This window comes from Streptomyces sp. NPDC008079, assembly GCF_042957385.1.
Taxonomy (GTDB): domain Bacteria; phylum Actinomycetota; class Actinomycetes; order Streptomycetales; family Streptomycetaceae; genus Actinacidiphila.
In genome coordinates this window covers 23,036-34,438 of record NZ_JBIBIC010000033.1, presented here as the reverse complement: position 1 = coordinate 34,438, position 11,403 = coordinate 23,036, and the positions used below count along the sequence as shown (strand labels likewise).

Annotated in this window: 15 protein-coding genes; 3 read left to right on the top strand and 12 right to left on the bottom strand. The window is 64.0% G+C overall.

Translation table 11 applies throughout. The features are described 5' to 3' along the window. Positions 1-461: RHS repeat-associated core domain-containing protein (locus ACFZAM_RS36550; protein ID WP_391052759.1), on the top strand; the 461-nt coding region annotated here is incomplete at its 5' end. Between the two features lie 1,946 nt (positions 462-2,407). On the opposite strand, the gene ACFZAM_RS36545 is transcribed toward ACFZAM_RS36550, so the two are convergent. The 4 genes from ACFZAM_RS36545 to ACFZAM_RS36530 form a co-directional block, all read right to left on the bottom strand. Next, positions 2,408-2,764 (bottom strand): GNAT family N-acetyltransferase, encoded by a 357-nt coding sequence (locus ACFZAM_RS36545; RefSeq protein ID WP_391052756.1) that lies wholly within the window; start codon positions 2,762-2,764, stop codon positions 2,408-2,410. A gap of 24 nt (positions 2,765-2,788) precedes the next feature. Further along, complete coding sequence (locus ACFZAM_RS36540) at positions 2,789-2,926, bottom strand: hypothetical protein (RefSeq protein WP_391052754.1); 138 nt, start codon at positions 2,924-2,926, stop codon at positions 2,789-2,791. 5 nt (positions 2,927-2,931) lie between these two features. After that, positions 2,932-3,528, bottom strand: coding sequence for a hypothetical protein (locus tag ACFZAM_RS36535; RefSeq protein WP_391052751.1), 597 nt, complete (start codon positions 3,526-3,528; stop codon positions 2,932-2,934). An 87-nt stretch (positions 3,529-3,615) separates the two neighbouring features. After that, entirely contained in the window at positions 3,616-3,846 is a 231-nt protein-coding gene (locus ACFZAM_RS36530) for a hypothetical protein (protein ID WP_391052748.1), read from the bottom strand. A gap of 527 nt (positions 3,847-4,373) precedes the next feature. Here ACFZAM_RS36530 and ACFZAM_RS36525 point away from each other — a divergent pair. Then, positions 4,374-4,967 (top strand): ATP-binding protein, encoded by a 594-nt coding sequence (locus ACFZAM_RS36525; RefSeq protein WP_391052746.1) that lies wholly within the window; start codon positions 4,374-4,376, stop codon positions 4,965-4,967. A gap of 30 nt (positions 4,968-4,997) precedes the next feature. Next, positions 4,998-5,408 (top strand): helix-turn-helix domain-containing protein, encoded by a 411-nt coding sequence (locus tag ACFZAM_RS36520; RefSeq protein ID WP_391052763.1) that lies wholly within the window; start codon positions 4,998-5,000, stop codon positions 5,406-5,408. On the opposite strand, the gene ACFZAM_RS36515 is transcribed toward ACFZAM_RS36520, so the two are convergent. The 8 genes from ACFZAM_RS36515 to ACFZAM_RS36480 all read right to left on the bottom strand — a co-directional run bounded on the left by ACFZAM_RS36515 (position 5,392) and on the right by ACFZAM_RS36480 (position 11,325). After that, positions 5,392-5,727, bottom strand: coding sequence for a transposase family protein (locus ACFZAM_RS36515; RefSeq protein WP_391052768.1), 336 nt, complete (start codon positions 5,725-5,727; stop codon positions 5,392-5,394). The genes ACFZAM_RS36520 and ACFZAM_RS36515 overlap by 17 nt on opposite strands. After that, a complete protein-coding gene (locus ACFZAM_RS36510; RefSeq protein ID WP_391052766.1) occupies positions 5,724-6,095 on the bottom strand; it encodes a transposase family protein in 372 nt (123 codons plus the stop codon). The genes ACFZAM_RS36515 and ACFZAM_RS36510 overlap by 4 nt, the downstream gene beginning before the upstream one ends. Before the next feature lie 140 nt (positions 6,096-6,235). Next, positions 6,236-7,003: an IS5 family transposase gene (locus ACFZAM_RS36505; protein WP_391052743.1), complete on the bottom strand. Its 768-nt coding sequence runs from the start codon at positions 7,001-7,003 to the stop codon at positions 6,236-6,238. 43 nt (positions 7,004-7,046) lie between these two features. Further along, complete coding sequence (locus ACFZAM_RS36500; protein WP_391052740.1) at positions 7,047-7,289, bottom strand: hypothetical protein; 243 nt, start codon at positions 7,287-7,289, stop codon at positions 7,047-7,049. A gap of 146 nt (positions 7,290-7,435) precedes the next feature. Next, entirely contained in the window at positions 7,436-7,897 is a 462-nt protein-coding gene (locus ACFZAM_RS36495) for a GNAT family N-acetyltransferase (RefSeq protein WP_391052737.1), read from the bottom strand. A gap of 238 nt (positions 7,898-8,135) precedes the next feature. Then, positions 8,136-9,353 carry an acetylornithine deacetylase gene (gene argE, locus ACFZAM_RS36490; RefSeq protein ID WP_391052734.1) on the bottom strand — a complete coding sequence of 406 codons (1,218 nt, stop codon included), beginning with the start codon at positions 9,351-9,353 and terminating at the stop codon, positions 8,136-8,138. A 94-nt stretch (positions 9,354-9,447) separates the two neighbouring features. Further along, positions 9,448-10,368, bottom strand: coding sequence for a TauD/TfdA family dioxygenase (locus tag ACFZAM_RS36485; protein ID WP_391052731.1), 921 nt, complete (start codon positions 10,366-10,368; stop codon positions 9,448-9,450). A gap of 30 nt (positions 10,369-10,398) precedes the next feature. Then, a complete protein-coding gene (locus ACFZAM_RS36480; RefSeq protein WP_391052728.1) occupies positions 10,399-11,325 on the bottom strand; it encodes a hypothetical protein in 927 nt (308 codons plus the stop codon). Positions 11,326-11,403 lie beyond the last annotated feature (78 nt).

Below are 11,403 nucleotides of genomic sequence, written 5' to 3'. Positions count from 1 at the left end.
GATCAGCCGCAGCCCAGAACCCCTACCGCTACGTCGGCGGCACCTACGACCGCACCACCGGCTGGATCAAATACGGCCAACGCTGGTACAACCCCGCCACCGGCCGCTTCACCACCCAGGACGCACACTCCTTCCTCGCCGACCCAGCCCAGGGAAACCGCTACGCCTACGCAGGCGACGACCCCATCAACAACGTCGATCCGACCGGCGAGGTGCCCTGGTCGAAATACGCGACGTCCTGCTTCAAGGGTGGAGCTCAAGGAGCGCTCGTCGCAGGACTCACAGGAACCGCCACCACGGGAATCGGCCTCGCCACTGAGGCCGCGACCGGCTGCGCCATCGATACAGGGCTGGACATCGTGGGCGACTACGGGCCCAGCGGTTCCGGCGACGCCTCCGAAGCCGTGAGCTTCCTCAACGACGCAAAGGACGCCTTCAAACTAGGGGCAAGCCTGTTCTGACCTGGTACGCCTGGGGGCCGGGCACCCTTGCCCGGCCCCTGAACCGAAAGGAACCCGGTGAATATCTTCGTCTGGCTCGTCATCGTGGTGGTTGTCGCCGCCCTCATAGCATTCCAACTTTTCATGCGAACCGGAGGTATGCGAAAGTACAGGGAACGGAGGGGCAAAAAGTGGTGACCGATAGCACGGTAATCAGCTCCGGGCAGGGGACCGAACCCCAGGCGTATTATTTGGCTTTCAGCGGGGCCGCTCTGGGAATAACCGTGCTCGTAGTTGCCCTAGTGGCTTTCTTCTATTTTCTTATCGTTCTACTCACTCGAAAGCGCTAGGAGAACCAAGCCGTCTCGGGAGGGGCCGGAGCCACCGTCAAATGCGCGAAAAACGCGCTGCGCAGCTCGTAGTCAGTCAGCCACCAGGAGGAGCAGTGAGCACCTACAGGACCAGAGTCGTTGCGTGGTTCGCATCTGTGGCCGTGGCCATAGTGGCTATGTTCCTGTTCGTCCCCTGGGCCCAGGACGAGCTCAGCAAGCCGCTCCGCGTCACTATCGCAATCGTCCTCCTTGTTGCAATCCTGGCATCGCTGATCTGGGTCAGCCGAGGACAACGCAACAAGAAATGACCGGGAGCATTGATCTATGAGGGAAGCGGGAAATTTTATTTCCCGCTTCCCTCATATTAAAGAAAATAGCAGATCGAACCCTTCTGTTTTCATCAGAGGTGGCGAGAAGGCCAATATGCCGACCTCGCCCGGCGGCCGACTCTTCAGCCGCCGCCCTGGGACTCGCCGCTGTCAGTCTATTTCTTGCGTGCCTCGGGGTGGGTGCGGTGCAGAACCAGCCGACCCCAGCCGCTCTCGGGCAGGGTGCAGTCCGCCAGGGTCACCGCGACGGCTCCTCCTCCGATCGGAGCCCCGCGTAGTAGGTGCCCTCGACGCCAGCTCCGCACCCAACTCCCCCGCCACCGCGGTGACACTGGGCCGCGCTCCGCCGGCACGTCATGCCGGAATTCCCGCTGCCGCTGGCGGCCGACCACCAACCCACCACCCAATTTCGAAGGGCCCGGCATCCGGCGCAGCCAGGACCGACTGCACCAGGTTGCTTACTTGCGGAAGCAGCTCGGCGACGGCCTCTCCCTCACTGCCGTACGGTCCTGGGCCGATCTCCTGGTAAAGAGGGCCGACACGCCAACGCTCCTTGAACGCAGCGGCGTCGGCCTGGCTGGCTTAGCGGAGGAACCATGCGACGTTCCTGCTAACTGCGTCATCGCATGCACGCGTAACGCCGTGTTGGCTGCGTGGGCTCGAACGGAAGGACGAAAGCGATCGCCCCCGCCATCGGTGATCTCCAGCAAATGGCGTTCCGCAAGCTGAACCAGCGCCTGTGCGGCCTCGCGCTGGCTCGTTTGGGCGGCTGCGGCAACCGGCCCGACGCTGAGCTCTTCCCACGGCCACAAGGCAGCCACCCGGTACACGCGAGCTGCATCGGACCCCAGCCGAACGTACTGCAACTGGGCCACCGAGCCGACCGGGTCTCCACTATCCCCACCTTCCGGGAGCGCCGCATTCAGATCCACCCCGATCATGCGCAGCGCATAGGGAAACCCTGCGCGCCGCTCGAGAATGGCCAGCCTGACGCAGATCCTCGCCTAACGCTGCTCGGTTGGGAAACTCGCCCCGGTCCACACCGCGCTCGTCACCCTCCAAGGCACAGGCGTCGATCACCTCACGTCAGCCACCCATGGCTGCCGCTGGCAGGCGATCCGGGGAACCGATCCTCTGCTGTGACCAAGCCATCCACAAGCATTGACTATTGCTCACCCCACCGCCGCCCACCGGCTATTCCGCGCATTGCGCCGCAGCGGCGGCCTCGGGCTTGCACCCGCCTAGGCCATCGCTTCCGCCCACGACAAGGAGCCCAACCTGACCACTACGCCTACAAGCAGTGCGATCAGTCCGATTGCAGAGGAAGGTCTGCAACCATGAGCGCATATAGCGGTGAGTCGGCGAAGGGCCGCGACTCGCCGACCTTTCGGTAGCCCCACGATTCGTAGAGTTCCTGCACCTTCGGATGAGCGGTGTCAACTGAGAGGGCGACCATCGCTTCCGATCGGCCGTCAAGCAGCGCCTTGTACAGCAGCGCGGATATGCCCTGCTTCCGCCAGCGGGGCCGGACCATCAACTCGGACAGTGAGAAGGTGGAGGTGTCATTCGGCTCTTCCATGAAGGGCCGCCACCACTCGCGTCCCTCGGTGGCCGGAGCGCCGTAGGCGTAGCCGACTGGTTCGTCACCGTCGTATCCGACCACGCAGGCAAAGTCCTTCCGGCTGCCTCATTGGTCGACGAACCACGGGAACCGCCTGTGGAACTCGTCGTCCATCTGGTCGGCGAAAGCGTCGGCGTGGACATCGATCAGCATCTGCCGGATCGACGACAGATCCTCAACGGTGTACCTGCGAAGTTCGGTCACGTCGGTCAGGTCCATTCAGCTCGGAAGCGATCCGCCCAGTCGTTAGCCGCCCTGGAGTCAGGGGCCTGCGTCAGCAGATCGCGGTGGAAGTCACCGATCAAGGAGCGTAGACGGCCAGGAAGGGGGTGGCCATCCATGATCCGGAAGACCTCCTCGGCCCTCGCGCACCCCTGCTCGATCTCTCCTTGATGGATGAGCGAAATGGCCAAGCGCGCCGTTACGGAAGCCCTGTTGCGCCGGAACTGCGCGGGGAGCACCGACAAGGCCCGGTAGGAGGCGGCCTCGGCGTCGGCCGGCCGGGAGAGGTTCTGCTGCGTGCTGGCCACGACGGAGTACAACTCGCCGTGTCCAAAGAACGAAACCCACGTCGGCCGCTGCACGTCCGGAACCCTGATCATGGCCTCCTCGGCGTATCCGAGGCTGCGAAGGGTGGCCTGGCGATCGCCCAGAGCCGCATGCCCGACTGCGGCCTGGGTGTGCCCGAGGGCCGCGTACATCGGATCGCGCCGGACGGCGCCTGTTCGTTGGGCGGCCTGGGCTGCCGCCAGCGAATCCGCGTATCGGTGAGCGCTGAATTCCAGCATCGCCAGGGTCTTCCACACACGCAGTCCGTCACACTGTCCTGGGCCATGCCGGCCAGGACAAGAGCGGAGTCCAGATGCTCCCGGGCACGGGCGAAGGCTCGGGCGTCAAGTGCTGTCCAGGCGGCCCGTCGCCGTCAGGTCGGCCGCCAGGCTGAACAGTCTTCGGCGGACGGCTTGTGTGGCGCGTCCCTGTTGGAGGCTGAGCGTCTCCGACGCGGCGTCCAGGGCTGCCCTTTCCAACCGGTCGTGACCGCCCTGCTCTTGATCCAGCGCGTTCAAGGCGTCGAGCTTGTGGCGGATAGTCGAGACCTCGCGGAACCCGACCGAGGTGGCCACCGAGAAGGGGTGCGGCTGCTGCTGCGGTGGTGCTGTTGACGAACGACCTGCGGTTCACGGACTGCTCCGTCTTGAGCGCGGGACTGGGCTGAGCTGGCGGTTCAAACCCCAGCTCTTCCAGGGAACACCCGAATACTGCCTCCAGCGCAAGCCTGGTGCGTTTCCAGGGTCGTCGCGTCTTTCCGGTGAGCCAGTACCTCACCATCCGGTCGCTAACGGTGCCTTCCTCGCCGTGCTGCCGCAGCCAGTTGTTCAGGGCCTCGGCTAACTCGGCTTGGGTGAAGCCCCGCCCGGCCATCTTGCGCTGCAGCAGCTTGTTGCCCTCCACCCACCCACCGTAGCCGCGCGATCGGCACCGAGTGAAGGCGTCAAGCGAGCCTCGCCTCAAAAGTTTCCGGTTGTCTGCGAGTGCACGGTGCGAAGAGTTTCCTCCCGAAACGAGCGCTGTCCTCGTTCACTGTCCACGGCAACAGCTTTACTCCGGGGTCCCAAGCGGGGTCCTCCGTCGCTGAACGAGAGGCGTGGTCATGGCTTCCAGCTTCCCACAGAGCAGGCTGGACCTCACCTGCGAACCCTCCGCTGTCCGGCACGCCCGCAAGCACGCACGGGACATAGCTGAACGCTGGGGTTTGCCCTGCGACGTGGCGGGCGATTGCTCGCTGATCGTCGATGAACTCGTCGCCAACGCCATACGCCATGCCAGCGGTGCGACCAAGCCCTTCAGCCCGGCCCACGGGCAGCCCGAGGTTCGCCAGTGCTCCCTGATGATGTGGGTCTCCGCGCGGCAGCTTGTGATCGCGGTCTCCGACGAAAGCCAGAACCCACCTGTCCGACCGCCGTCCGCAGAGTCGGAGGACGGGCGCGGCCTGCATCTGATCTCGGGGCTCACTGACGGCCAATGGGGTTTCCAATTCAACGTTGGCCACCCGGGCAAGCTCGTCTGGGCCAAGCTCCCCGTCCCTGCCAGCGACTCGCCGGGTAAAGCCGCCGATGGGCGTTCCGACGGCAATCATGCTGACTCGCTATGGCAGGAAGTAGTGGGGCCGTCGAAGCGGTCGGTGAACAAGCGATACGCGATTACGGCGGCTGCGAGGCGTCATGCCAACCATCGGCATCGCTGACTTCGAGGCGATCCACCAGGCGGTAGCCGAATGACGAACTTAGTCAACGGCGCGACAGCCGCTACTGCCGATACGACCCGTCGAAGTGCCTGTTCAGGATGCGGCGCCTACCTGAGCCGCTACAGCGACGACACGAGATGTTCGGTCTGCATCCGGTCGGGTTTCATCCCGGGTGCCGTCTGGGCGGATCCGGAGGTCGCAGCCGCTGTGGCGCAGTGGAATTTCGGCGTGCTCTTCCGGCTCTTGCGATCGGCCACCGGCATGAGCCAGAACGATCTGAGCGCGCTGACCGGTCTGAGCCAGGGTGCGATCAGCCAGATCGAAGCCGGTACCCGCCGTCTCTGCCATATCGACCGCATCCAGGCAGTCATTGAGCGTTTTCAGCGTTGCCTCTCCAGAGTGAGGACGGCTTTGGTGATGACGCTCATGCGGTTGGGCTGATGCGGGATCTGCGGAAGATCTGCCAGGACTTCAGTCGTGCCATGCCTCTTTCGACGGGTGCACGGGCTGCGGACAGGGCCCGGTTCGCGGTCTGCTCGGTGGGTTTGAGTTCACCTCCTGGTCGGCGGCGCTTGGCGGTGGTGACCCAGTCGCCGGCACCGATGTAGGCCATGTCGGCGAGGATCGGGACGCCCTGCCGCGCGCAGGTCCGAAGGATCCTGTGGTTGCGGGCGGCTGTCAGATCGTGGGTTCGGCTCGGCAGGGCCGGCGACAGCCAGAGGATCTCCCCGCTGGGGTCTGTGACGACCTGCACGTTCACCCGTGCTGCTTGTGTTTCGAGGAGTAGTCGGCCCTTCCGTCGCCGACACGGTCGCACTCTGCGAGCGTGCCGTCCAGGAGGACAAAGTCCGGATCGTGTGCGCGCAGCGTCTTCAGCAGGCCCGGCGCCTGCTCGGCGAGCAGGCCGGTGACCGCGGTGACGTAGGCATGGGCGGTGCCGACTGATATCCCGAAGGCCACGGCGATACGGGCGAGGGTGTCGTGGCGGCGCAAGTACACCAGTGCGATCAGCGCACGCCGGTGCGGCGGGAGTTTGCACCGGCGGTCACCTTCACGGGTGACGATGAGCATCGTGACCCACTCGACCAGGGCGTGCGGCAGGTCGAGTGCGGCAGGATACGGAACCAACAGGGCTCCTGTGTTGCTGAGTTGAGACGTCGAACACCTCCCTCAACGGCACGGGAGCCTGTCCGTTGCGCGCTCCGATCCCACGCCGCCCCGTCACCCGATCAGTAGCCACGCTGAAAACGCTCAGTGAGCCTTTTCCATCATGGGTTTGAGCTGGTCAGATGCAGGGTGAGGACGGCTTGGATGAGGCTGGTGATCCGGGTGGTGGAGCACCGGAGTTTGCGCAGGAGTCGCCAGTTCTTGAGGGTCGCCATGGTCTGCTCGACGAGGGCGCGGATTTTCGCGTGGGACCGGTTCACCGCCTGCTGACCGGCAGAGAGGGTCTCCCATCGTCCCAGGTACGGGATGCGGACGGTTCCGCCGGCGCCGCGGTAGCCCTTGTCGGCCCAGCAGGGGATGTCGGCCTGGGCGAGGGCGTCGATGATGCCGTGTTCGCGGGCTGCTCGGATGTCGTGGACGGCGCCGGGCAGGGCCGGTGAGGCCCACAGCAGTCGGCCGGACGGATCGGTGAGGACCTGCACGTTCATGCCGTGTTTCTTGTGCTTCCCGGAGTAGAAGGGCCGGTCCGCGGCGATGCGGTCGATGGGCAGGAGCGTGCCGTCCAGGAGGACGAACGCCTTCGTCGACGCGGCGCGCACGGCATCGGCCAGAGTGGGTGCGAGGGCGGCCAGGAGGTCCACGGCCTCGGTGACGTAGCGGTATGCCGTCGTGGTCCCGATTTCGAACCCGGCCGCGAGCTGGGCATACGGATGGCCGTTGCGGAGATGGACGAGAGTGAGCAGGGCCTGGCGGCCGGCACTCAGGCGCCGCCAGCGGGTGCCGAGCTCCCGGCGGCGCTGACGGAGCTTGGCGGACAGGAAGCGCAGGGCAGAACTGGACACGTCGACGCCCGACGGGTAGACAAGCACACGAAGCCTCTGGTGGAGACGGATTTCTTGGTCGAAAACCCATCTACCAGGGGCTTCGCCACGTTGTCACCCCAACTGCACGCGCCCACCGGCAGGTTGGAAAACGCTCAGTGTCGTTCTCCTGTGTGAGGAGGATGCCGAGGTTGTGCATGGCGTTGGTGTCGCCGTTGTTGGCCGCGCGAGTGCAGGCGTTGGCGGCTTGGGCGAAGTGGTTGCTGGTGTAGGTGGCGTAACCCATGCCGAAGCAGGCTTCTGCAGTGGCGGCGGTGATCAGTAGTTCCCACACCGCTGTGGGGATGTTCTCGGGAGGGCCTACGAGCGCAGTGGGCGAGCCGCGGTGAGTGAGGATGTCTGGCGAGACAACTGACGCAGACGGGGAGCGTGCCGGTCGGGGCGAGCGCTGCTTCGCGGAGCCTCCGGCGCAAGGCGAGGTCAGCGCAGCTTCTTGAGGAAGAACACACGGCTTGCCTGTTCGGAATGCTCGTGGTGCGTGACGGTGTAATTCCGCCTTTGGTAGAAGGCGATATTGTCGTGCATTTCGACTCTGGTCCACAGACTGACCGCATCCATTCCGGCATCGCGTGCGAACTCTTCGACGAAGGAGACCAGCTTCGTGCCGATACCTCGGCCCTGGCATGAGGGTCGCACCGCGAGATTCCTCAGGACCATGTGTGAGTCGTGACGCTCTACCGTGACCATGCCCTGGAGTTTTCCTGCTTCCTCTGCCACGTAGGTTCGTCCCGAGGAGGCGACACGGCTGTAATCGAGTCGCAGGGGCGCGGGCGGCTCGTCAAGCTCTTCTACGTATGTTCCATACGCTTGCTGTGCGATCTCGGCCAATTGTTGGCTGTCGTCGGGTTGGGCAAGCCTCAGTGTGAGTTGATCGTCTTTCACGGTGTCCTCGTTCCTGATCCCCGGAACGCATCGTCTAGCGCGAGGTGGTCACCGAGCGGGCGGCTCTCGGTTACTACCGGCTGGCAGATGTCACTCTGCCCGGCGCATCGCTCACCCTGACCGCACCGGCTACTGGCGGTCTTCGCGCTTTTCGCTCGGCGAGGCAGCGTGGATCCGACCTGCCCGTGAGCTCGTGTGTGCCATCGGCCCGTTCGTGAAGGAGCGACATCACGGACCGTTACAGCGATGTCTGGGACGTTGAGGCGAGCGGCAGCTTCTGCAAGGAGGACAGGCATGTGCTGAGCTGGTCCAAAGAGACAGCCTCATTGGGGGCGTGGGCCTGAGCGATGGAGCCCGGCCCCCATACGACTGTCGGGATTCCGGCGTGTCCCCAGAAGAGTCCTGCTTCCGTTCCGAATGCGACGTATTCCGGGGGCGTCGGTTTCGAGAGGGTTGCAGTGACCATCTCGACGAATGGGTGATTCTCATCGATTGCGAACCAGGGGGTGTCTGACAGTTGCTCCCACTCAATGGTTGCCGAGGCGGTGTGTGCCTGCATCTGGTTGAGCAGGGTGCCGTCGGCGTAGAGCCGCAGTTGGCTGGAGATGTCGTCGCAGCCTTGCTCGGGCAGAGCCCGCACCTCAAGCTCCATTGTGCAGACGGCGGGGACGATGTTGGGTTTGACTCCGCCTTCAACCCGTCCGAGGTTGATCCATGAGTAGGGGATGCCGAAGCGCTCGTCGTGCGGGCCCTGGGACCGGAACCGCTGGTTGAGAGAGCTGGCATGGATGGCAAGCGCGGATGCTGTAGTGATGGGATTCGCTGCCTCTGGGGCGAGGGCGGCGTGTTTTGCTTCGCCGGTGAAACGCACTCGGTGGTTCTGCTTGCCTTTGTGTCCCACCACCACGGTGAGCCCGGTGGGTTCACCGACGATGCAGCCGATCGCTTGCTCGGACCGCTTTCGGAGCTCGGGGACGAGCTGGCGGGCCCCTACACACCCCACCTCCTCGTCGTAGGTGAGGACCAAGGTGATGGGGCGGGTGAGGGAATCGATGGCTGCCGCCGAGAGGATGGCCAGGCAGCAGGCGATGAAGCCTTTCATGTCCGCGGTGCCCCGGCCGACGGCCAGCTTGTCAGTCACTCTCAACGTGAAGGGATCGGACGTCCAGATCTGTCCGTCGACCGGGACCACATCGGTGTGAGCGGACCAGAGGATGCCGCGTTCGCGGACTCCGCCTCGGCCCGCAGTCGCTATAAGACTGGCCTTGTCGTGCCTGGTGTTCCAGTGCAGTTGGCTGTCGACCCCGCAGCTTGTGAGCAGGTCTTTGACGTAACTGATGATGCTTACGTTCGACTTGTGGCTGGTCGTGTCGAAACGGACCAGGTCCGCGAGGATTCGAAGTGTGCGGGAGAAGAGTTCATCGCTTGAGCAGGTCACAGGGATCCCGGGGGCCATGGTCACTCGCTAACGGATCGGCGGGCCTTCACTGGACTTTCCGTGCCGGGGCGTATCCGGCGGGATTGGAAGCGCCCCGACTACGGCGGTGGTGTCACTTCGAGGCAGACAGCCGGCTGTAGCCCACGTCCGGCACCGAGGGCGTCACGGACGAGCCATGGGTGGTCAGACGCAGCAGTCGCCTAATGTGCTGGCCGCCGAGCTCCTTCGTCGTCGCCGAGTGCAGGACACATCGGTTGTCCCACACGACAACGTCGAGCGGATCCCACTGGTGGCGGTAGACGAACGGAGTGCTTGTGATGTGCGAGATCAGCTCTTCGATCAGAGCTGTACTCTCACTTTCGTCGAAGCCATCGAGGCCAACGACGCTTCCGATGATGCGCGGTTGGATGAATAGCGTCTCGCGCCCCGTGTCCGGGTGTCGGCGGACCAGCGGATGAGTGACCTCCGGGGTCTGCTTGCGCTCCTCCTCCCCGATGTACTTCCAGCGTGCCCACGGGTCCTCACGGTTCGGGGACCACCGGTATTGGTGACGCACGCGAAGGGTCCTCAGATAGGCCTTCCGCTCCTCGGGCAGGGAGGCGAAGGCGGCTTCGCCATCTGCGAAGAGGGTGTCTCCTCCCTCCTGCGGGATTTCGATGCCGTGCAGCATGGTGGCGTTGCCCGGCACCAGTTTGTACGAGTAGTCCGAGTGCCATCCCTGCCCTGAGTACTTCATCTCCTCGGGTCGGCCGGGCTCGTTCTGGTTGGAGATGAACGAGAGCGTCGGCTCGTCAGGATGGCGCAACTTGACGACGTGATGCTCTTCGGGACGCCCGAAGATGGTTCCGAACTCCGCAAACGTGTGGGGCGAGATGTCCTGGCCACGGAATACGAGAACCTTGTGGTCGAGGTACGCCTCGTAGACGGCGCGGCCGAGCTCGCGGATGCTCTCGGAGGTGATGGGCGGCTGCTGAACTTCGCCGGCGAAGGTCTGAGCCAGCCGACGGACGATCGGCCTGTTCTGGGGAATCACGGTGTTTCCTTCCGCTGTTTGACGGTGCACTCAGCCCAAAGCCGACTGCCGGCCGAGGGTGCGTGCTTCGCGGGTGTCGTGGAAGTACGAGCTCTGGTAGACGTCCTCGCCGTCCTTCTCGCCCACGTGATCGTTGAAGGGGCTGCCCACGTCGTAGTTGAAGGTCTCCCGGGGGAACGCGAGCGCATCCACCCGGGCCTTGTCGTAACGGGCGTCGATCGAGGAGAAGCGCAGCGCGTAGGCAAGCCGAGAGGGAATAGGGCCTTCGCCGAGTTGGACGCTGCGGTGCAGGACGTACTTGTCGAAGACAAGGGCGTCACCGGGTTCGAAGGCGTCCTCGACCGCGAAGCGGTTCAGTAGACGCCCCATATCGGGCGAATTCAGCAGACTGTTCTTGAGTCGACTGAAATCCTCGTAGGATAGATCGTGACCCGCCGACAGCTCCGAAATCATGAATTCCGGCAGCATGTTGATGTGCTGGTAGACGAATTCGCCGGAAAGCACTCGCTTCGAAACATACGCCATTCCACCCCGCTGACCCCGTGGGTCGATATGGCACAGCGGGGTCCAGATCGTGAATCCTGGATCCTCCCTGCGCTGGAACCCGAAGCTCTGCGTGCCGACATGCCAGGGAAATCCTGTGCTCTTGTTCTTCTCCAACTCGAATCCGAGACCCTGCGTGAAGAACAACGGGGTACCGGTGAGCGTCATCATCGTCTGCGCGAGGACGGGGTCGCTCATGAGAGCCAGAATCGTGGGGTCGTCGTTGCCGATGTCGTACTTGAGCTTGCTGAATCCGGTGCCGTAGTTGTCCGACGGCGGTGCCACCTGGGAGCCACTCAAGTTCTTCATGTGTTCGATCAAGGCGCCCGTGAATATACTCTTGAGCTTCAGGAATCCGCTTTCGTTGAAACTCTCGATGTCATCCTGACTGAGTGAGAAATCCGGATTGATCACACGTGGCTCCTGGGGTGGTGTTCTTCGCGGTCAAACGGACTGTGCCAGCTTTCGCCTCACCAATGATGTCTGTCAACA

What these genes read in the sequence shown, in the direction of transcription:
- ACFZAM_RS36525 (WP_391052746.1), top strand. Translation starts at nt 4,374, where the DNA reads ATGGCTTCCAGCTTCCCACAGAGCAGGCTGGACCTCACCTGCGAACCC.
- argE (WP_391052734.1), bottom strand. Translation starts at nt 9,353, where the DNA reads ATGGCCCCCGGGATCCCTGTGACCTGCTCAAGCGATGAACTCTTCTCC.
- ACFZAM_RS36520 (WP_391052763.1), top strand. Translation starts at nt 4,998, where the DNA reads ATGACGAACTTAGTCAACGGCGCGACAGCCGCTACTGCCGATACGACC.